The 20,296-nt window shown below is 52.6% G+C and carries 20 protein-coding genes and 2 tRNA genes; 9 read left to right on the top strand and 13 right to left on the bottom strand.

Annotation, left to right across the window (positions count from 1 at the left end):
• Window positions 1–10: 10 nt before the first annotated feature.
• The 12 genes from dnaB to ispE form a co-directional block, all read right to left on the bottom strand.
• A complete protein-coding gene (gene dnaB, locus K0A93_11180) occupies window positions 11–1,375 on the bottom strand; it encodes a replicative DNA helicase (protein ID MBW6512651.1) in 1,365 nt (454 codons plus the stop codon).
• Between the two features lie 111 nt (window positions 1,376–1,486).
• Window positions 1,487–1,936: a 50S ribosomal protein L9 gene (gene rplI / locus K0A93_11175; GenBank protein MBW6512650.1), complete on the bottom strand. Its 450-nt coding sequence runs from the start codon at window positions 1,934–1,936 to the stop codon at window positions 1,487–1,489.
• A gap of 15 nt (window positions 1,937–1,951) precedes the next feature.
• Window positions 1,952–2,893, bottom strand: a complete 942-nt coding sequence (locus tag K0A93_11170) for a YybS family protein (GenBank protein ID MBW6512649.1) — start codon at window positions 2,891–2,893, stop codon at window positions 1,952–1,954.
• A gap of 23 nt (window positions 2,894–2,916) precedes the next feature.
• Window positions 2,917–3,183 carry a 30S ribosomal protein S18 gene (gene rpsR / locus K0A93_11165; protein MBW6512648.1) on the bottom strand — a complete coding sequence of 89 codons (267 nt, stop codon included), beginning with the start codon at window positions 3,181–3,183 and terminating at the stop codon, window positions 2,917–2,919.
• 23 nt (window positions 3,184–3,206) lie between these two features.
• On the bottom strand, window positions 3,207–3,602 hold the full coding sequence (rpsF, locus tag K0A93_11160) for a 30S ribosomal protein S6 (GenBank protein ID MBW6512647.1): 396 nt from the start codon (window positions 3,600–3,602) through the stop codon (window positions 3,207–3,209).
• Between the two features lie 148 nt (window positions 3,603–3,750).
• Window positions 3,751–4,848 (bottom strand): redox-regulated ATPase YchF, encoded by a 1,098-nt coding sequence (ychF, locus tag K0A93_11155; GenBank protein MBW6512646.1) that lies wholly within the window; start codon window positions 4,846–4,848, stop codon window positions 3,751–3,753.
• A 77-nt stretch (window positions 4,849–4,925) separates the two neighbouring features.
• Window positions 4,926–6,947: a sodium-translocating pyrophosphatase gene (locus K0A93_11150; GenBank protein ID MBW6512645.1), complete on the bottom strand. Its 2,022-nt coding sequence runs from the start codon at window positions 6,945–6,947 to the stop codon at window positions 4,926–4,928.
• A gap of 28 nt (window positions 6,948–6,975) precedes the next feature.
• A complete protein-coding gene (gene pth, locus K0A93_11145) occupies window positions 6,976–7,548 on the bottom strand; it encodes an aminoacyl-tRNA hydrolase (GenBank protein MBW6512644.1) in 573 nt (190 codons plus the stop codon).
• Window positions 7,549–7,559: 11 nt separating this feature from the next.
• On the bottom strand, window positions 7,560–8,168 hold the full coding sequence (locus K0A93_11140; protein MBW6512643.1) for a 50S ribosomal protein L25: 609 nt from the start codon (window positions 8,166–8,168) through the stop codon (window positions 7,560–7,562).
• A 149-nt stretch (window positions 8,169–8,317) separates the two neighbouring features.
• Window positions 8,318–9,256: a ribose-phosphate pyrophosphokinase gene (locus K0A93_11135; GenBank protein ID MBW6512642.1), complete on the bottom strand. Its 939-nt coding sequence runs from the start codon at window positions 9,254–9,256 to the stop codon at window positions 8,318–8,320.
• 106 nt (window positions 9,257–9,362) lie between these two features.
• Window positions 9,363–9,437: transfer RNA gene (locus tag K0A93_11130), tRNA-Gln, on the bottom strand.
• Between the two features lie 15 nt (window positions 9,438–9,452).
• Entirely contained in the window at window positions 9,453–10,301 is an 849-nt protein-coding gene (gene ispE, locus K0A93_11125; GenBank protein ID MBW6512641.1) for a 4-(cytidine 5'-diphospho)-2-C-methyl-D-erythritol kinase, read from the bottom strand.
• Window positions 10,302–10,809: 508 nt separating this feature from the next.
• Here ispE and K0A93_11120 point away from each other — a divergent pair.
• Both K0A93_11120 and rlmD read left to right on the top strand, forming a co-directional pair.
• Window positions 10,810–11,418 (top strand): trimeric intracellular cation channel family protein, encoded by a 609-nt coding sequence (locus K0A93_11120; GenBank protein MBW6512640.1) that lies wholly within the window; start codon window positions 10,810–10,812, stop codon window positions 11,416–11,418.
• Window positions 11,419–11,545: 127 nt separating this feature from the next.
• Entirely contained in the window at window positions 11,546–12,955 is a 1,410-nt protein-coding gene (rlmD, locus tag K0A93_11115; GenBank protein ID MBW6512639.1) for a 23S rRNA (uracil(1939)-C(5))-methyltransferase RlmD, read from the top strand.
• 140 nt (window positions 12,956–13,095) lie between these two features.
• Here rlmD and K0A93_11110 read toward each other — a convergent pair whose 3' ends face one another.
• On the bottom strand, window positions 13,096–13,350 hold the full coding sequence (locus K0A93_11110) for a hypothetical protein (protein MBW6512638.1): 255 nt from the start codon (window positions 13,348–13,350) through the stop codon (window positions 13,096–13,098).
• A gap of 141 nt (window positions 13,351–13,491) precedes the next feature.
• Here K0A93_11110 and yedF point away from each other — a divergent pair, with 141 nt between their 5' ends.
• The 7 genes from yedF to K0A93_11075 all read left to right on the top strand — a co-directional run bounded on the left by yedF (window position 13,492) and on the right by K0A93_11075 (window position 20,261).
• Window positions 13,492–14,076 (top strand): sulfurtransferase-like selenium metabolism protein YedF, encoded by a 585-nt coding sequence (yedF, locus tag K0A93_11105; GenBank protein MBW6512637.1) that lies wholly within the window; start codon window positions 13,492–13,494, stop codon window positions 14,074–14,076.
• An 11-nt stretch (window positions 14,077–14,087) separates the two neighbouring features.
• Window positions 14,088–14,183, top strand: a tRNA-Sec gene (locus K0A93_11100).
• Between the two features lie 374 nt (window positions 14,184–14,557).
• Window positions 14,558–15,229 (top strand): hypothetical protein, encoded by a 672-nt coding sequence (locus tag K0A93_11095; GenBank protein ID MBW6512636.1) that lies wholly within the window; start codon window positions 14,558–14,560, stop codon window positions 15,227–15,229.
• 187 nt (window positions 15,230–15,416) lie between these two features.
• Complete coding sequence (locus K0A93_11090) at window positions 15,417–17,039, top strand: type I restriction-modification system subunit M (GenBank protein ID MBW6512635.1); 1,623 nt, start codon at window positions 15,417–15,419, stop codon at window positions 17,037–17,039.
• A 3-nt stretch (window positions 17,040–17,042) separates the two neighbouring features.
• A complete protein-coding gene (locus tag K0A93_11085) occupies window positions 17,043–18,053 on the top strand; it encodes a virulence RhuM family protein (protein ID MBW6512634.1) in 1,011 nt (336 codons plus the stop codon).
• A gap of 47 nt (window positions 18,054–18,100) precedes the next feature.
• Window positions 18,101–18,904: a Bro-N domain-containing protein gene (locus tag K0A93_11080; protein MBW6512633.1), complete on the top strand. Its 804-nt coding sequence runs from the start codon at window positions 18,101–18,103 to the stop codon at window positions 18,902–18,904.
• Complete coding sequence (locus K0A93_11075) at window positions 18,897–20,261, top strand: restriction endonuclease subunit S (GenBank protein ID MBW6512632.1); 1,365 nt, start codon at window positions 18,897–18,899, stop codon at window positions 20,259–20,261. Before K0A93_11080 ends, K0A93_11075 begins: the two co-directional genes overlap by 8 nt.
• Window positions 20,262–20,296: the final 35 nt, after the last annotated feature.

Raw genomic sequence — 20,296 nt, 5'->3', positions numbered from 1 at the left:
ACCAAACAGCTTAAAGATCTTCGCGCCGCGATTGATTTTCAAACCGCGTGAAGCGATCCTGAAAAGTCAGGTGAACGGTACCGATCGGACCGTTTCTCTGTTTGCCGATAATTATTTCAGCGTCATGTTCGTGGTTTTTAGTACACTCACGCTCTTTACTCCGGCAATCCTCGCAATAAACCGCTTCGCGGTAAACAAACATGATGACGTCGGCATCCTGCTCAATCGCCCCCGATTCACGCAGGTCCGCCATCATCGGGCGCTTGTCGGAGCGGCTTTCGAGTGACCGATTCAGCTGCGACAGCGCGACCACCGGAACATGCAGCTCTTTCGCCAGCCCCTTGAGCGAACGCGAAATTTCCGAAATCTCCTGCTGGCGACTTTCTGCATTATGCCCCTGCATCAGTTGCAGATAATCGACAACGATCAAACCGAGATTCTTGTCCGCCTTGAGCCGCCGCGCCTTGGCACGTAGTTCCAAAACTGTAATCCCGGGGGTGTCGTCAATATATATTGGTGCTTCGGAGAGCAGCCCGGCGCCATTGGTCAGTTTGGGCCAATCTGATTCACCGAGATGGCCGGTGCGCAGCCGTGAAGCATCAACCCGGGAAATAGAGCAGAGCATCCGCTGTACCAGTTGCTCCTTCCCCATTTCCAGCGAGAAGATGATTGTCGGCGCCTTTTCTGTGGCGTGAACCGCGGCATGTTCAATCAGGTTCAGGGCAAAAGCCGTTTTACCCATCGATGGACGGCCAGCGAGGATAACCAGATCGTCCGGCTGCAATCCGGCGGTCATTTTGTCAAGTTCGACATATCCGGTGGGAACACCCGTGACGTGCTCTTTACGTTCATAGAGCTTTTCGATCATCTTGAAGGTGTCCTTCATTATTTCCTTGGTGGAAAAATATGAAGGACGTGATTTCATATTCGCAATCTCAAAAATCGATTTTTCAGCCCAATCGAGCGCCGCTTCGACTTCGCCTCCTTCGTAACCGCGCCCGGCAATTTCGGTGGCAACCTCAATCATCCGGCGGGCAATCGATTTTTCTTTTACCAGCTTTGCGTAGTAAACAATGTTGGCGGCGGTCGGCACATAATCGACCAGGTTGCCGAGGTAACTGGCACCGCCGACACTATCCAGATCGTTTTCCAGCTGAAGTTGGGCAGTCAGGGTTACCAGGTCGGCAGGTTCGTTCTTGTCGGATAGTTTAATCAGTGCAGAAAAAATTTTGCGGTGGCTTTCACGATAAAAGTCTTCGGGGCGTAACAGTTCGAGGGCTTTATTGAGTGCTGAATTTTCGAGCAGAATGCCGCCAAGAACGGACATTTCCGCTTCGAGGTTCTGAGGGGGCAAACGATGACTGGAATCGTTCATAGCATTCGTGCTCCAAAAAGAAACCGGGAGGAACGGACGTCCGCACCTCCCGGCTGGCGGGCTGTTTCAAGCCGCCGCAAGCGGCGGCACCGGTGAACCTTTGAGCAAGGGCTACTCAGCAGCAGCGAACACTGAAACCTTGACCGTTGCCGTCACTCCGGCATCAAGCTTGACGGCGACATCGTGGTCGCCAAGATTCTTGATCGGTTCGGGCAACTGAATTTTTTTGCGGTCGACTTCAATCCCGGCTTCGGCAAGTTTCGCCTCGATTTCCATCGTCGTCACCGAGCCAAACAGCTTGCCCCCCTCACCGGCGCGGTGAGTAAGGGTGATTGGTGATTTTTCGATACGTTGCTTGAGCACTTCAGCGGCCTGCGTTATTTTTTGCAGTTTGCGCTCCAGCTGGCGTTTGCGGTGATCGAGTTCCTTGACGTTCCGTTGACTCGCTTGCAGAGCCAACCCCTTGGGCAACAGATAATTGCGTGCGTACCCCGGCTTGACCTTGACGACATCGCCAATCGTTCCCAGGTACTCAACATTTTCAGTCAGAATGATTTCCATAATATCCTCCAGTAGCTATTCGCCAGGCTTTTTGTTGCGCGGTTTACGAAAATCCGCCCACAGATCGAAAACACCGAAACCGGTGACAATCAGCGGCAGCGGATTCAGAAACAGAATCAGTACATAACTGATCCCCTGAATAAACCCGGGGACGTTACGTCTCCGGAAAAAACATCTGACAATGGCCACCCCCTGAACAAAGTAAATGGGCAGGATCACGGTCAGGAGATTGAGTGCCACACTTTGTGCCGCACCGGTCAGAAAAAAACTCATGAAACCGGAGAAAATCAATACCCAGATTGCCGGTTCTGGCGCTTTCCACTGCTCAAACGCTGGCCCGGTGATCGTGTAGCGACCGCCGCCAACCAAGGTTAAACCACAAACAGTCAACAACAGGACAGCCCCGGAAACGGCAATTGTCAGGCCGGGAAAGATCCGCTGCAAAACATTCCGAACGCTGTCAAGCACCGCCGCAACATCGCGTTGCTGTTGCGGCGTCAGATCGGTTGTTTCGTAGACCGCGCTGACCGTGATGATTTCCCGTTGCACAAAGGTGTCGATCAGTTCCAGCGGGCCGCTTTGCAGATTGAACGATACGACCCCCAGAACCAGAGCGGCACAGCTGATGTTCACCAGCAATGTTCCAATGATCGCCCGATCCCAGTGCCACCGGGTGCGCAGTAAAGCACCAAGCACCAGACCCCCGATCCCGTATTGCAGCAGATAAACACCGGCAACGCTCACCCCCTCCCCGCTCAAGAACAACAAACCGACCGTGGTCAAGGTGACAACGATCGCACCGTAGCCAATGCCGCAGGTAAGCACAATAAAAGCCGTCGGCAGAGGTGAAAAAAGGGTAAACGCCATACCGAACAGACCGAGCAGACCACCCAGAGACTGGAGCAACAAACTCACGCTGACCGCTGCACCACTATAAAGCAGGGATCGATTATTCACTACAACGCGGCTTTCGTCTTTTTTTAACCAACCGCGTGACTGGTTGTAAATGGCAACAGTGCAATGTTCCGCGCACGTTTAATTGCCAGCGTCAGCTTGCGCTGATGGATCGCACACGTGCCGGAAATCCGCCGCGGCACAATCTTGCCCCGCTCGGAGATAAAGATGCGCAACGTTCTGACTTCTTTGTAATCGAGTTTCAGGGTTTTATCGCCGCAAAAACGGCAACCTTTACGACGGCCTCCAAAACGACGGCGGGGAGTACTGGGCTTGCTTCCTTGTGGTCTCATATGATTAATCCTTTTTGGCGTAATTATTCTGCAGTTTCGGTTTCTTCTTCAGTATCCTCATCCGTTTCGTCGTCCGCTGCTTCCTGAGCAGCTTCAGTGACCGGCTGCTCACTGACCGGCGGCGGCTGATAACCATCTTCGAGCAGGATGGTTTGAAATTTCATGATCGACTCGTCGATCCGCAGCCGACGCTCATATTCAGCAACCACCTTCGGGCCGGCTTCGAAGATCAAGAGGACAAAATTACCACGGGATTCCTTCTTGATCGGGTAGGCCAGCTTGCGCACACCCCACTCCTCGATCTTGAGGATTTCGGTGCCCTGATCTTCGAGCACCCCCTTGAACTTGTCGAGCATCGCAACGTAAGCGTCACCGACGACCTCCGGGTTAATAATAAAAATTGATTCGTACGTACGCATGTAAGTGTTCCTCCTTACGGGTTGAGTAGCCCCGGCCGTTCCGGAGCAAGGAGCGGGTGTCACCGTGACACCCATTTTTAGCGAATTGTGATTATTAACACAACACTGATCTCTTTTCAACGATTTTTAACGGAGCTTTGTTGCGCGGCTAAACGTTAAAACGGAAATGCATCACATCACCGTCCTTAACCAGATACTCCTTGCCTTCAAGGCGCATCAGCCCCTTCTCTTTGGCGCCACTTTCCCCTTTGGAAGCAATGAAATCGTCGTAACCGATGACCTCGGCGCGAATAAACCCTTTTTCAAAATCGGTATGAATCACCCCGGCGGCCTGCGGAGCCTTGCTGCCGTTTTTGACTGTCCAGGCGCGGACTTCCTTGACCCCGGCAGTAAAGTACGTGATCAGGCCGAGCAATCGATACCCCGCCTGGATCATCCGCTCAAGCCCCGACGTGTCTAAACCGAGTTCACGTAAAAATTCGTCTTTCTCCGCACCTTCCAGTTCGGCAATTTCTTCTTCAATGCCGCCGCAAATCATCACCGCTTCGGCACCCTCGGCCGCAGCATGTGCGCGCACCTTGGTCACCAGTGGGTGATCGGCGTCAGCGAGGTCGGCCTCTGCGACATTGGCAATATAGAGTACCGGCTTGGCGGTAATCAGATGAAGATCTCGCACCAGTTTGCACTCATCATCGGTCAAGTTCACAGCGCGTGCCGGACGTCCAACGTTGAGCATTTCACGGAGTTTGAGCAACACTTCCAGCAGTGACTGCATCGCCTTGTCACCACTTTTAGCCAGTTTTTCAGTGCGGGCAACGCGTTTTTCAACCGTATCAAGGTCAGCCAGGTTCAGTTCCGTCTGGATCACTTCGATATCCCGCAGCGGGTCGATAGAACCATCCACATGCACCACATTGTCATCTTCGAAACAGCGCACCACATGTGCAATGGCATCGACCTGACGAATATGACCGAGAAACTGATTCCCCAGCCCCTCCCCCTGACTGGCTCCCTTGACCAGCCCGGCAATATCGACAAACTCAATAGTTGTCGGCAGGACCCGCTGGGGATTAACAATCGCCGCCAGAGCATCGAGCCGCCGATCGGGGACACTGACGATGCCAATATTCGGTTCAATGGTACAGAACGGATAATTGGCCGATTCCGCACCGGCGGAGGTGATGGCATTAAAAATCGTCGACTTACCGACATTCGGCAAACCGACAATGCCGCACTTGAATCCCATAGTTGGCAGTCCTTTAAAATATCGATAGCCGGGGCAATGCCCCGGCTATCGTGATCAGACAAAATGTAACAAATTATTTACAGCAGTGGGGCAATAACCAGCGCGACCACACTCATCAACTTGATGAGGATGTTCATTGACGGACCCGAGGTGTCTTTGAACGGGTCGCCAACGGTATCACCAATAACAGCCGCAGCGTGGGCAGCGCCACCTTTTTTTTCACCTTCAACCTTGCCCTGTTCAATGTACTTCTTGGCGTTATCCCAGGCACCGCCTCCGTTCGACATCATCAGCGCCAGCATGACACCAGTCACGGTCGCACCGGCAAGCATCCCGCCAAGAGCATACTTGCCGAGTACAAAGCCGATCACAACCGGCGCAACCACCGCCACCACCCCAGGGAGAACCATCTCTTTCAGGGCCGCTTTGGCGGAGATATCGATACACTTTTGTGAATCAGGCTTGACCCCGTCGCGGCCTTCAAGCAGCCCCGGAATTTCGCGGAACTGACGACGAATTTCGTCGACCATCTTCCCGGCGGCCCGACCGACACTGGTCATGGTCAGGGCACCGATAAAGAACGGCAGAGCCCCACCCAGCAGCAAACCGATAACCACCATCGGATCGATCAGATTGATCGCTTCAATCTTGGCGGTGGTCGCATAGGCGGAGAAGAGGGCCAACGCCGTCAGTGCGGCGGAACCGATTGCAAACCCTTTACCGATGGCCGCCGTGGTGTTGCCAATGGCGTCAAGCCCGTCGGTGATTTCACGAACATCTTTGCCAAGGCCCGCCATCTCCGAGATGCCGCCAGCGTTGTCGGCAATGGGACCGTAAGCATCGACGGTCATGGTCACGCCGACCGTCGCCAGCATGCCGACCGCAGCAATACCGATACCATAGAGACCGGCACAATAATTGGCGACAAAGATCGATACACAGATAATCAGAATCGGCACAGCGGTACTTTCGAGCCCGACGGCCAGACCATGAATGATGTTGGTTGCCGGACCGGTCTTGCTGGCCTCGGCGATACGCAGCACCGGAGCGTGAGCGGTATAATATTCAGTCACCTGACCGATCGCGATACCCGCCAGGGTGCCGGCAAGGATCGCCCAAAAAACACCGGCCGCAATACCAAGATACTGAATGACAAAGTATGCCGCCACCAGAAAACCGAACGCTGCGACAAAAGTCGTGGCGTGCAGAGCCTTGGCCGGGTTGATCCCCTTGAGCAACTTCATCGAACCGATACCGATCAGCGAAAAGATCAGACCGATCATCGCCATCGACAGCGGCAGGAGCATCGCGTTGGCACGCACTGTTTCGAGGGCCACACCGTTCGCGCCCAACTTGTTCAGCAGCGCCGGACTGGCAGCGACCGCAATCGCGATCGTAGCGATAATCGAACCAACATACGATTCAAAGATATCCGCACCCATCCCGGCCGTGTCGCCGACACAGTCGCCGACATTGTCAGCGATAACGCCGGGGTTACGCGGATCATCTTCAGGGATTCCGGCTTCGACTTTACCGACCAGGTCGGCACCGACGTCCGCTGCTTTGGTGTAGATTCCGCCACCGACACGCGCGAAGAGGGCAATCGAAGACGCGCCCATAGCAAAACCGTTGATATAGCCGGCAGACGCCAGGTCACCGAAAATAATAAAGGCCACACCAACGCCGACCAGACCGAGCGAAGCAACCGCCAGCCCCATAACCGCGCCACCGTTAAAAGAAACTTCCAGCGCCTTGGCCTGCCCGAATTGGCGAGCGGCTTCCGTCGTCCGCACGTTGGCGTGAGTTGCGGCTTTCATCCCGATGTAACCGCAGGTCATCGAACACAGCGCACCACCGAGAAACGCCAGAGCCGTCTGATAATTCATGCCGATGGTGATCAGCGCAAAAACGATGGCGATAAAAATCGCCAAGACTTTATACTCGCGACTGAGAAAAGCCATGGCGCCGTCAGCAATGGCATCGCCAATTTCACGCATCCGCGCATTACCGACCGGTTGCGCCTTGACCATGCCGTACAGAATAATGGCAATAACAAATCCGATCACACCCAGAATCGGTGCGAAATATTGAACTTCCATTTCCCTGATCCTCTCTTTCCCCTGATAATTATTCGTTTAAAATATTGCGGCCGTTAAACTCATTCATGGCTTGCTGCGCCCCCTGAGTAAGGAGAACTTTCAGCGCCGCGACCGCGTCATTAAGTACTGTTTCGAGTTTTTGTCGTTCCTCGCCAGCGAACGGCTTGAGAACATAGTCGGCAACATTGCCATGTTGCGGTCGGTCAACGCCGATCCTGATCCGGCAAAAATCGCCACTGAGCACCTTGACAATATCGCGCAGACCATTATGTCCGGCGTGTCCCCCGCCAACCTTGATGCGGAGTGCACCAAAAGGGAGGTCGATATCATCGTGAACCACAATCAAGTGCGCAGCATCAAGATTCAGAAATTTGCAGGCCGGGCCGACGCTCGCACCGCTGCAATTCATGAATGTCTGCGGCAGCAGGATAGCAAGGTCTTCACCGTCCAGACGGCCGCGACCAAAATAACCCTGAAATTTTTTCTGTTGCAGCGACACTCCGGCCCGCGCGGCCAGGCGTTCCGCTACCATGAACCCGACATTATGCCGGGTTGCAGCATATTGCGGGCCGGGGTTACCCAGCCCGGCAACCAACGTCACGGAATTCAACCCTATTCTTCGGTCTCTTCGGCGACTTCTTCCTCTTCGCCGTCAACCGCCTCTTCTTTATGACCAACCACGGTAATGACCGTGAAATTGACATCGTGAGGGAATTCGAGGCCTGCGGGAACAGCGACATCGGCAATGTGCAGAACGTCGCCGATATTCAACGCTGTCACGTCGATATCGATCGAAGTCGGCACATCGGTCGGCAGACAAAGCACTTCAAGCTCATGACGGATCACCTGGAGGCTACCCCCGACCTTCTCACCTTCGGACTTGCCAATCGGCTGAACTGGTACCATGAAACTGCCTTTTTGCGACAGATCGATCACCAGAAAATCGGCATGAGTCAAGTTGCGACGAATGGCGTGAATCTGGGCATCCTTGAGAACCACAACTTTACCCGAAAACGGGCCGTCGCCAGCGAGGGTGATCAGCGTATTCCAGCCAGCTTCACCGGAAATTATTTTTTTCAGCGGTTTCGGGTCGATGGTAATCGCGCAAGGAGCGATCCCTTTGCCGTAGACGACGCCGGGGATCAGTTCCTGGCGACGCAGGGTGCGGGCAACGCCTTTACCGGTTGCTTCACGCAAGGTTACATTCAATTCTTCTGCCATGGTCTATCTCCATTACTCTCAGCTCACGACAACATGTCGCGGCCTACCATAAAAGTGCGCCAAAATGGCGCGGCGAATCGGTTTCCCCCAAAGAAACCACAGCGCGCGAACGAAAATCATTTCCGCCAGGGCACTGTAAAGCAAACAACTTAAACGAAAAGCGAACTGACCGATTCGTCCCCCTGAATCCGGCGAATCGCTTCCGCCAGCAGCCCGGCGACCGACAGTGAACGCAACTTCGAGCACCGTGTCATCTTGTCCAGGGCAGGGATGGTATCTGTCACCACAACCTCGGTCAGGCAGCTGTTTTCGATCCGCTCCAGTGCCGGACCGGACAGTACCGCATGGGTTGCGTAGGCATAGACATCCTTGGCACCGTGCTCTTTCAGCGCCTTTGCGGCGTTACACAAGGTCCCGGCGGTATCGATCATATCATCGACAATCACGCAGGTTTCACCCGCGACATCACCGATAATATGCATGACTTCGGACACGTTGGCGGCGCTGCGGCGTTTGTCGATAATGGCCAGCCCCGCGTCGAGGCGCTTGGCAAAAGCCCGTGCCCGCTCGGTGCCACCGGCGTCCGGAGAAACCACCACCACGCGTCCGGGCAGAGCCAATTTGATATCTTCGAGCAACACCGGTGCGGCATAAAGATTATCCACCGGAATATCGAAAAAACCCTGAATCTGCCCGGCGTGCAGATCGATCGTAACGACCCGGTCAGCACCGGCGGTGCAGAGCAGATTCGCCACCAGCTTGCTGGTGATCGGGGTGCGCGGAGCAACTTTGCGATCCTGACGAGCATAGCCGAAGTAAGGGATAACCGCTGTGATCTGGGCCGCCGAAGCACGCCGCAGGGCATCGAACATCACCAGCAGTTCCATCAGCGTATTGTTGGCCGGAGCACAGGTCGACTGAATCACGTAAACGTCGCGACCACGCACGTTCTCGCCGATTTCGACCATCACTTCGCCATCGGAAAATGCCTTGACCGTCGACCTGGCCTGTTCGATACCAATATCCGCGCAGATTCGCGCAACCAGTTCGCGATTCGAATTACCACCGAATATCTTAATATGGCCCATACTCTGGAACTCCCCGGCTCTGAAAAGGTGTAGGTCATGGCACGGCCATGACCTACTGATTGACTGGCGGAGTGTGGTTTTAATCAACCACAGACTCCTTGAAAAGTGGCTGGGGCGCCAGGGATCGAACCTGGGAATGCCGGAATCAAAATCCGGTGCCTTACCGCTTGGCGACGCCCCATTAATCTTTTATTTATCAGATTGGCTGAACTGAGAAAACTCGCCAGTCGGTCGCGCTCCGTAACTCCTCGGCCGCAGCATCAGCCGCGCTGCGAGAAGGATAAACTCCGAAAACCGTCGCGCCGCTCCCCGACATCAGCACTCCCTGAGCACCAGCGGCAAGCAATCGATCTTTTACAATTTGCACCTGCGGGAATTTCGGGAGCGTTGCGGCTTCGAGATCATTGTGCAGCAGAGCGATCAACTTGGCAGCCTGTCCAGAAAACCTCGGCAGTCTAGCCGCATCATTTTTCGATGTCAATACCAAATTTTCATAGACCCACTTCGTCGCCACCGCGACCTTTGGATTGACCAACAGATAGCAGACATCAGGCAGCCCCGCAACCGCTTGTAACCGGTCGCCAATCCCTGTCGCCCAGGCCGTTTTCCCGAAAATAAAGAACGGCACATCGGCCCCCAGCTTCACCCCGATCCGCATTAATTCGGCGCGTGACAGTCCCAGCCCCAGCAGCTGGTTGAGACCGGTCAAAACTGTTGCGGCATCGGACGACCCGCCACCGAGTCCGGCAGCGACGGGAATGTGTTTGTCGATAACGATCCTTATCCCGCCAGAGTGATCATTTATTTCCAGCAGTTGTTGCGCTGCCCGGGCCGCGATATTTTCTTCCCCGGCAGCCAGCACCAAACCGTCGCAAACCACATTAACGCCCGGCTCTGCTGTCAGCTCCAGGGTAATTTCGTCATAGAGCGAAACCCGCTGCATCAACATCGCCAGCTCGTGGTAACCGTCCGGGCGCTTGCCCAGCACGTGCAGACAGAGATTGATCTTGGCCGGAGCTTGCAGCTTGAGGATGGTTTGAGTCATTGGCTTGGCGATTTCTGGCCCGACCTAAATCCCCGGAATGCCAAGCGGTCCCGGCATATCGGGGAGACAACCCGCCAGCAGCAGCACAGCCATCCCTAACAGCACCAACCAGAAGATTCTATTCATCCCTTTTCTCCTTGCTTTGATTGCCCGTAAGCCATCGGCAAACGCACCTTCACCGCCCTTGCCGAATTAAATGACACCCGACACTAGTACCCTGTAACCCATAGGATTTCGAGGGATTGCGCAGGGCTTTGACGTGTCAGCAAGGCGCGATTTCTGTTGCCTAGCCGTAGCTAAACAGCTGAAATCGGAACGTAGCTGACGCGGCAAAGAACAAGCAAGATGCGAAAGATTATGGGTTACAGGGTACTCGCCCTTGCAATTGCTCGCGTACTGACTTAATCTCGGCGGGTTGATCAAGGTACACACCGATGACGTTGAGGTATCCCTTGATGAGGTGTTTTTTAGCCTTCCCGAAAAAAATTGTCAATCAGAGAATTCCGCCATGACCTTACTCTATTTGCTTGATCTCCTCGGCACTGCCGCCTTCGCCGCTTCCGGTGCCTGGGCCGGGGTACGCCGGGACATGGACGTCTTCGGCGTCCTCCTCCTCGGCATGGTCACCGCCACTGGCGGCGGCACCCTGCGCGATCTGCTCATTGGTGACACACCTCCCTTTATCTTCCATAATGAAACCTACCTTTACCTGTCTCTTGTCGTCTCCCTCGCCGTTTTTCTATTTCATGGCAAAATGGCATTCATTGCCCAGCCCTTGCTGTATTTTGACGCCATCGGTCTCGGCACCTTTGTGGTCATCGGGACAAACAAGGCTCTCGCCTTCAATCTTGGCTTGCTCGGCGTTGTCATGATGGGGGTGATCACCGCCACGGCTGGCGGCATGGTTCGCGATATGCTCTCTAACGAAGTCCCGCTGGTGCTGCGTAACGAAGTTTATGCCTCGGCATGTCTGGCCGGGGGAGCACTCTTTTATCTGTTACGCCATACCCCCCTGCCAGAGGAGCTGACGCTGCTGATCACGGCTTTGACCGTAATCGTCATCCGCTTGCTCGCAATTCGCTACAACTGGTCACTGCCGCACGCGAGCAGTAAATAGAGCGCGTAATTTCGCGGCGGTTCATTTGTCCTGGGCAAAGCAACCCGCTCTGCCACCATCGCCACCATAATCGCTTGAATCTTTTTTATGCCGGGTATAAGGTGCGGACAAATTAGAAGAGGCCTGCATGAAACCACCCAAAAAGAGCATCAAACCTGCACCCGATACCGTCCCCCGCCCCCCGCGCAAGTCGGTCGATACGGTTGAGTTCACGATCGACAGACTGAATGTCGAGGGGATCGGCGTCGCGCGCGACGGACACCGCGAGGTATTGATCGCCGGTGCACTGCCGGGCGAAAGGGTGCTGGTGCACATTGTCCATCGCGGTCAACGTCGGATCATCGCCGACCTGCGGCGCATCCTCACTCCCAGTCGCGAACGCATCCCCTCGCCGTGCAAGGTTGCACGCAAGTGTCTCGGTTGTCCGCTGATCGCGCTCCACAGTCGGGCGCAGCGCCGCTTTAAATTCGATCGCGTCCGCAACGCCCTGATCGCCATGCCAACGCTGGAGTCTATCTCGGTACAGCCCGTACTGGATGCCCCCGCAGCGCTCGGCTACCGCACCCAGGCCAAACTGGCGATCGGTGGTAACCGGCGTGACGTGCGCATTGGTCTGTACCGGCGCGGCAGCCACGATATTGTCGATATCGACAACTGCCCCCTCCATCATCCACTGATCAACCGGATCGTCGCCGTGGTGCGCGAAGAAATCATCAAACAAAAAGTTCTTGTCTACGATCCCCGCCGCAAACGCGGGTTGCTGCGTTATGTGGCGATTCGGGTCAGTCCGACCAACAACAAGGCGCTGGTGACCTTCGTCACCACCGAGCGCAACTATAACGAAATGACCGCGCTGGCCAAGTGGCTCAAGCGCAAAATCCCTGAAGTTGTCGGCGTCCACGAAAATGTCAATATGTCAGACGGCAATGTCATTTTTGGCCGCGTAACGTTCAAACTTTTAGGCGTTGATGATCTTTTTGACCGGGTCGGTGCTGTTCAGTTGAGTCTTTCCCCGACCGCCTTCTTTCAGGTGAATCACGATCAGGCGACCCATCTTTACCAGCTGGTGCAAAAATGGGCCGAACCCACTGCGAGCGATACCGTCCTCGACCTTTACTGCGGCATCGGCGGCATCGCCCTGCATCTCGCTGCCGTTGCCGGACAGGTGATCGGCATTGAAAGTAACGAGGAAGCAATTCTCAACGCGCGCCGCAATGCCGTATTGAATAATCTGAAAAATTGTGTTTTTTATGCCGGAATGGCTGAAGATCTACTCGAGGAGATGGCCGCAGAGCTGCCACTGCGACCGATTGTCGTTGTGAACCCGCCCCGTAGCGGGTGCGCTGAAAGTGTTCTGCAAGCCATCATCTCGCTGCGGCCGAAAAAACTGATCTACGTTTCCTGCAACCCCGATACACTGGCCCACGATCTCGATATCCTGGTCAAAGCCGGTCTCAAGCCGATCACTGCCCAACCGGTCGACATGTTTCCGCAGACCCCGCACGTGGAAACGGTCGTCCTGCTTGCAGGCGCCTGAGCTGCCCCGGCTCACCATACGACGCGAAAACCGCATCCCCCAACAGAGCAGTCCGCGCAATGCAGCAGGCATCGTCACTTAGGGCCTGCAGGAAAACAAGGTGGCCGGAAGATGAGATGCAAGATGGTCATGTTATTTTCTTACCGGCCCTTACGCAAATGGCGTAACCGATCGTTGGAATAACGCGCAAAGTGCGAACCAGGATAGTTCGCGACAACCTGCTGATAAAGTTCGCTCGCGTGTGTTTTATCGGCCTGCTGTTCGTATCGTTTTGCCGCTTCGTAAAGTTCACGCGGCGAATCACGCCACAGTGTCAGCGATGACACAAACATCACCACGGCGACCATTCCCACGACCATCCCTGCTCCAGCCAAAAACCGTTCCTGCGTCATCATGTCTGCCTCCGATCCTTTAATTATTTTTTACTAATTATGGTATTCTAACAAATAATATTTATTTGTCCACCTCTCTCCTGCAATCTTGCATTTGGCGATCACAGTCGTTATAGTGACCGCGATTTACAGAAAGGGATGAGCATGAAAACCCTCGACTGTCGCAACTGGCAATGCCCCACCCCGGTGATCGAAACCCGCAAGCAGCTACTGGCTGAACCGGGGAACAGTCTGACTGTCCTGGTCGCCGATGCGTCGGCACGTGAGAATGTCAGTCGCCTCGCACAAAGCCTTGGTTACGAGGTTGCAACGGACGAGACAAACGGCAGCTACACCCTCCATTTAACCTTTTCCGGCAGCCACGCCGTCGCCACCGCAACCACCGCCGCGCCGGGCAAAACCGTTCTTTTCGTTACCGGCGAAACCCTCGGCAGCGGCAGTGATGAACTCGGTCACATTCTGCTGAAAAATTTTCTGATGACCCTGATTGATGCCACAACGCATCCGGACACCATCCTGTTCGTCAATGGCGGAGTCAAGCTCACCGTCACCGGTTCCGATCTACTGTCGACACTCAACACCCTGTCCAGCAACGGGGTCGATATCGCCTCTTGTGGTCTCTGTCTGGAATTTTACGGCATCAAGGACCAACTGGCTGTCGGCCGGATCGGCAACCTGCTCGAAACCGTTGAAACTTTGCATCAGGCGGGACGGGTGATCCGGCTTTAAATCCTCGTTACGGGAGCAGTTCGTGATCTGGTGCCACGCCCGGTCTTCAAAACCGGTGGGGGGCGTATCCCGTCCCCGGTGGGTTCGATTCCCATCTGCTCCCGCCAATACCAATAAAAACGGGGCCTCAGCAAGATTTTGCTGAGTCCCCGTTTTTATTTTCCGCTCCTTATTTTTACGAAAATCACCGCTTGTCATGTAGCTATTCCCGCAACCAAATCACTTCAAACGCTCCACTCTTACTGGGCGGAGCGCATCTTTTGGGGAATTTATTGTTCACTTGACACTGTAAAACTAATATTGTATATATTTGTACAAATGTTTGTATATTTAAGTACAAGGACTTGCACAAAATGGTACAAACTAAATACAGGTTAGATAAAAATGAACTCCTCGAAAATGGTCAGCTATGACGTCGCCGAAGAACGCTTACGCCCAAACATAGACCACTTCCTGTCACTACTAAGGGAAGGTATAAATAATGACTGACGACAAACTCCTCAAAAGTCTCTCCAAACTCGGATTTCCGATGTTCGAGCCGAGCGAAGAGTTGGATGTGAACGAGACCTTGGCCGAAGTAGTCAAGAGTAACGATACCCGTCTATGGGAAGGGTTTCCCGTCCTTCTGGCCAATGCAGGAGAAAGCTACCAGTTTGATTCTAGCCAGGTTGAACGGCAACTTTCCACAGATGACCTGAAGGAACGCTACCACCGACTCGTATTACTTTCGACCGCAGTCTATGCTTATTACAAGCTGACATTTTCATGGTTGAGCAAGCTAAAGAAAAACTTCTCCGCTGACGATATGAGTCGGGTAAAGACCTGGCGCAATGCCCTGGCCCGCTACCAGACGCCAGATTGGATGAACGAGGAATGCGATCCCGGGCGAGTCAGGGGTCTGTTTGAACTGTACTATGAAGAGAAAGTCGAAAAAGACCGGAGACGCAAGGACCGTTACGAAGAGTTCTCGCTGGAATATGCCCTGTCACAGGTCTTCTCCCCAAAACAGAAGGAGCTGTTCAGGAAGAAGCTGGAGGGCGACCCTCTGACTAAGACGGAGCAGGAATATTATTCCCGAACAGTGAAAAAGAAAGTGGTTGCACTCGCCAACTCGGAGCTGCATAGTTTAGCCAGGAAGTTACTGGAGCAGTAGAATATATTAGATATTTTGCAACATTGCGGAATATCAGGTAAAAATTTGCTACACGTTTTGCTGCGCACGGAACATGAAAACGGCAAATTCAGGATAAGAAAATGTAATAATTCCCTTAATTTTGTCGTGGCATGGACTCAATCACCTAATTGTGCAGATGTTGAGTTTGTTTGATGAAACATAAAAAGTGGCATTTGTAGATTCAATAGTTTTTGTGAACTGCTTACCAGTCAAAATGTATCAAAACAGGAATAACACCATGACAAGTACCCAACAACGCGCCGCCCTGCAACGCCAAATCTGGTCAATCGCCAACGATGTACGAGGCTCAGTGGATGGCTGGGATTTTAAACAGTATGTACTCGGCACCTTGTTTTATCGCTTTATCAGTGAAAACTTTGCCAGCTATATTGAGGCCGATGACGACAGCATCAATTATGCGGCGCTTGCCGACAACGTTATCACCCCGGAGATCAAAGACGATGCCATTAAAACCAAGGGCTACTTCATCTACCCCAGCCAATTGTTTGCTAATATCGCCAAAGATGCCAACACCAACGAGAGCCTGAATACGGATCTCGCCGCCATCTTTGCTGCGATTGAATCTTCCGCCAATGGCTACCCCTCTGAACCGGACATCAAAGGCCTGTTTGCCGATTTTGATACCACCAGCAACCGCCTGGGCAATACGGTGAAAGACAAGAACACACGTTTGGCGGCTGTGCTCAAAGGCGTGGCTGGGCTCGATTTTGGTGATTTTGAAGGCAACCATATCGACCTGTTCGGTGATGCCTATGAGTTTCTCATCTCCAACTACGCCGCCAATGCCGGTAAATCGGGTGGTGAGTTTTTCACTCCGCAACACGTCTCCAGGCTGATTGCGCAGCTCGCCATGCACAAACAGAAAAGCGTCAATAAAATCTATGACCCGGCCTGTGGTTCCGGTTCGTTGCTGCTGCAAGCCAAAAAACATTTTGACGCCCACATCATTGAAGACGGTTTTTGGGGGCAGGAGATCAACCACACCACTTACAACCTGGCGCGGATGAACATGTTTTTGCACAACATCAACTACGATAAGTTCAATATCCAGTTGGGTGATACACTGCGAGATCCGCATTTTGGCGACGACAAACCCTTCGACGCCATCGTCTCCAATCCGCCTTATTCGGTGAAATGGATCGGCGCAGACGACCCCACCCTGATTAATGATGATCGCTTTGCCCCAGCCGGAGTGCTCGCGCCCAAGTCAAAAGCTGACTTTGCCTTTGTACTACATGCTTTAAGTTATTTATCCAGCAAAGGCCGAGCAGCCATTGTCTGCTTTCCCGGTATTTTTTACCGTGGCGGTGCTGAAGCCAAAATCCGTCAATATCTGGTGGATAACAACTATGTCGAAACCGTGATCTCCCTCGCGCCCAACCTGTTTTTTGGCACCACCATCGCGGTGACTATTCTGGTGCTCTCCAAACACAAAACCGATACCAACACCCAGTTTATTGATGCCAGCGGCCTGTTTAAAAAAGAGACCAATACCAACATCCTCACAGATAGCCACATCGAACAGATCATGCAGGCGTTCGACAGCAAAGCCAATGTCGATCACCTCGCCAAATCCGTACCCTTTGAGCAGGTCGCCGCCAACGACTACAACCTGTCGGTGAGCAGCTACGTCGAAGCCAAAGACAATCGCGAAATAGTGGATATTTCCCAGCTCAATGCCGAACTGAAAACCACCGTCGCCAGGATCGACAAACTTCGCGTGGAGATTGATGCCATCGTGGCGGAGATTGAAGACGAGGGGGCTTAAGGCATGAGCGATGTCATTATTTACACCACCGAAGACGGCACGACCAAAATTGATTTACGCCTGGAAAACGGCACGGTTTGGTTGTCTCAATTAGAAATTGCAGAGCTTTTTCAAACTACCAAACAAAATATCAGCAAGCACGTTCAGGCCATTTTTGACGACCAGGAGCTGAACGAAAAAGCAACTGTCAACCAGCAGTTGACAGTTCAAAAAGAAGGCGAGCGCGAGGTTTCACGCACGATTGCACTCTATAACCTCGATGTGATTCTGGCAGTCGGTTATCGTGTACGTTCGGTGCGTGGCGTGCAATTCAGGCGCTATGCGTCCACTGTTTTGAAGGAATACCTGGAAAAAGGTTTTTCCTTGAATGACGAGCGCCTGAAAAACCTCGGTGGTGGAAATTACTGGAAAGAATTGCTGGGTCGCATTCGCGATATTCGCTCCAGTGAAAAAGTGATGTACCGTCAAGTGCTCGACCTCTACGCCACCGCAACAGACTACACCCCCGATAGCGAGCAAAGCCTCACGTTTTTTAAAATCGTACAAAACAAACTGCACTATGCCGCTCACGGCCATACCGCCAGAGAAGTCATCTACCTGCGCGTGGATAGCGATAAACCCTTTGCGGGCTTAAGCAGTTTCAAAGGCAGCCAGCCCACACAGGTCGAAGCCATGATTGCCAAAAACTACCTCAGCGAGCAGGAATTGCGGGTGCTCAACAACCTGGTTTCTGCGTATTTTGATCTGGCTGAATTGAACGCCATTGAAGAGCGAGAAATGCGTATGGCCGATTATGTTCGCGAGCTGGACAACATCCTGAACTCCACCGGGCGCAAGGTACTGGACAATGCCGGCAACATCTCGCATTCCCAAGCAGCAAACAAAGCCAAGCTGGAATACCAGAAATACAAAGCCAAAACACTGGACAATGTGGAAAAAGACTACCTGAAAACCATTGCTTCACTGGAAAAACAGGCAAGAAAAGAGAGCCGTAAAAAAGGCGGTGACGCATGAGTAACAAAGAGACCATAAAAGCTTTTGAAGATCGCACGATTCGTTCGTTGTGGGATGATGCAACGGAAGAGTGGTATTTTTCCATCGTTGACGTGGTTGCCGTATTGACGGACAGCGTGAACCCGACAGCGTATTGGCGCAAACTCAAAGAACGCCTGAAAAAAGAGGGAAATCAAACCGTGACAGATTGTCACGCTTTCAAAATGCAGGCGGCTGACGGCAAAATGCGAAAAACCGATTGTGCCCATACCGAACAGCTTTTTCGCCTGATCCAATCCATTCCTTCACCTAAAGCTGAGCCGTTCAAACTGTGGATGGCACAGGTCGCCAGCGAACGCATCGACCAGATTCAGGATCCTGAACTCTCGATTGAACAGGCGATGAAAGACTACAAGCGCCTGGGTTATTCGGACAACTGGATCAACCAGCGATTAAAATCCATTGAAATCCGTAAAGAACTCACTGATGAATGGAAAAAGCACGGCCTGGAGGAAGGCGTACAGTTTGCCACACTCACCGACATCATTTATCAAACCTGGGCGGACAAGACGGCCAGAGAGTACAAAAAATTCAAGGGATTAAAAAAGGAAAACCTGCGCGACAACATGACCAACAAAGAGCTGGTGCTGAACATGCTCGCTGAAATCTCCACCAAGGAAATTTCCGAAGTGACCGATCCTGATTCATTTCAAGCGCACAAAAAGGTGGCACGGCAAGGCGGCGAGGTGGCCCGAAACGCACGCTTGGAGCTGGAGTCCAAAACCTTGAAAAAGGTGGTTTCTCCCCTGAATGCCAAAGATGCAAGCATGCTGCATCTGCCTGATCACAGTCAGGAGGATATCCATGAATAATACACGCTTTATGGAAAAGCTGCTGGATGGGGTTGAGGTGGAGTGGAAGGCGCTCGGAGAAATTGCAAAAATTCAACGAGGAGCATCGCCTAGACCTATTTCTAAATTCATTACAGACGATGAAGGCGGTGTTCCATGGATAAAAATTGGTGATACTGAATCTGGCTTTAAATATGTTCAGAAAACGGCTCAAAAAATAACTAAAGAAGGTGCTAAAAAATCTAGGGTTTTAAATAAGGGTGATTTTATCATCTCTAACTCAATGAGCTTTGGTCGACCCTATATTCTCAATATCACAGGAGCTATTCATGATGGATGGGCTTCAATTAGCGAGTTTGGAGATAAGTTAAACTCAGATTTTCTATATCACTATCTAGCTTCAAAAAGCGTTCAAAACTATTGGCTAAGTAAAATTAATAGCGGTTCTGTAAGTAATTTGAACGCAGACATTATTAAAACTTTGACCATTCCCATCCCCTGCCCAGAAAACCCCGAAAAATCGCTGGAAATCCAAGCCGAAATCGTCCGTATTCTGGACGCATTCACCGAGCTGACCGCCGAGCTGACCGCCGAGCTGACCGCCGAGCTGACCGCCCGCAAAAAACAATACAACTACTATCGTGACCAGTTGTTGAGCTTTGAAGACCCCGTCATTCCGCGCGAAGTCGCGGAATCCACTGGACCCTGCGACTTCGCGCAGGGTGACAAAAGGCAGGTGGAGTGGAAGACGTTGGGGGATGTAACTAAAAAATGGTATTCAGGTGGAACCCCAACAGCTGGTAAACCAGAATATTATGAAGGCGGTGAGATTCCATGGCTAAGAACCCAAGAGGTTAAGTTTTCTGACATTGAAAAAACGGAGGTTAAGGTAACTCTTTCTGCATTGAAAAATTCATCCGCCAAATGGATTCCTAAAAATTGCGTGATAATTGCAATCTCTGGAGCAACGGCAGGCAGGTCTGCAATTAATAAAATACCGCTAACAACCAATCAGCACTGCGGTTGTTTGGAAATAGACAGCGCAAAAGCATTATATAGCTACGTATATCATTGGGTTTGTTTTAACTATGAAAACATTAAGGCGCTTGGTCAGGGGGCTAGAGGCGACCTAAACTCTAGCATTATAAAAGGCTTCAAGCTACCTATTCCCTATGCCGACGACCCTGAAAAATCACTCGCAGAACAATCCCGTATCGTCGCCATCCTCGACAAATTCGACACCCTCACCAACTCCATCAGCGAAGGCCTGCCCCGCGAAATCGAATTGCGCCAAAAGCAATACGAGTATTACCGCGATTTGCTGCTCCGCTTTCCCAAGCCCGACACCTCAAAACCAGAAGTGGACGGCCTGATATGAGAAAACCAATCCGGCAGTTAGCACAAAACGCCCGT

This window comes from Desulfuromonadaceae bacterium, assembly GCA_019429445.1.
Lineage (GTDB): Bacteria > Desulfobacterota > Desulfuromonadia > Desulfuromonadales > JAHYIW01 > JAHYIW01.
The sequence above is the reverse complement of the archived record's forward strand: the minus strand, read 5'-3'. Positions and strand labels throughout refer to the sequence as shown.

Coding starts and splice junctions, on each gene's coding strand:
- rplI (MBW6512650.1), bottom strand. CDS start 1,936: ATGGAAATCATTCTGACTGAAAATGTTGAGTACCTGGGAACGATTGGC.
- ispE (MBW6512641.1), bottom strand. CDS start 10,301: ATGACTCAAACCATCCTCAAGCTGCAAGCTCCGGCCAAGATCAATCTC.
- ychF (MBW6512646.1), bottom strand. CDS start 4,848: ATGGGATTCAAGTGCGGCATTGTCGGTTTGCCGAATGTCGGTAAGTCG.
- K0A93_11135 (MBW6512642.1), bottom strand. CDS start 9,256: ATGGGCCATATTAAGATATTCGGTGGTAATTCGAATCGCGAACTGGTT.
- K0A93_11085 (MBW6512634.1), top strand. CDS start 17,043: ATGAGCGATGTCATTATTTACACCACCGAAGACGGCACGACCAAAATT.
- rpsF (MBW6512647.1), bottom strand. CDS start 3,602: ATGCGTACGTACGAATCAATTTTTATTATTAACCCGGAGGTCGTCGGT.
- rlmD (MBW6512639.1), top strand. CDS start 11,546: ATGAAACCACCCAAAAAGAGCATCAAACCTGCACCCGATACCGTCCCC.
- K0A93_11095 (MBW6512636.1), top strand. CDS start 14,558: ATGACTGACGACAAACTCCTCAAAAGTCTCTCCAAACTCGGATTTCCG.
- dnaB (MBW6512651.1), bottom strand. CDS start 1,375: ATGAACGATTCCAGTCATCGTTTGCCCCCTCAGAACCTCGAAGCGGAA.
- rpsR (MBW6512648.1), bottom strand. CDS start 3,183: ATGAGACCACAAGGAAGCAAGCCCAGTACTCCCCGCCGTCGTTTTGGA.
- K0A93_11140 (MBW6512643.1), bottom strand. CDS start 8,168: ATGGCAGAAGAATTGAATGTAACCTTGCGTGAAGCAACCGGTAAAGGC.
- yedF (MBW6512637.1), top strand. CDS start 13,492: ATGAAAACCCTCGACTGTCGCAACTGGCAATGCCCCACCCCGGTGATC.
- K0A93_11150 (MBW6512645.1), bottom strand. CDS start 6,947: ATGGAAGTTCAATATTTCGCACCGATTCTGGGTGTGATCGGATTTGTT.
- K0A93_11120 (MBW6512640.1), top strand. CDS start 10,810: ATGACCTTACTCTATTTGCTTGATCTCCTCGGCACTGCCGCCTTCGCC.
- K0A93_11075 (MBW6512632.1), top strand. CDS start 18,897: ATGAATAATACACGCTTTATGGAAAAGCTGCTGGATGGGGTTGAGGTG.
- K0A93_11110 (MBW6512638.1), bottom strand. CDS start 13,350: ATGATGACGCAGGAACGGTTTTTGGCTGGAGCAGGGATGGTCGTGGGA.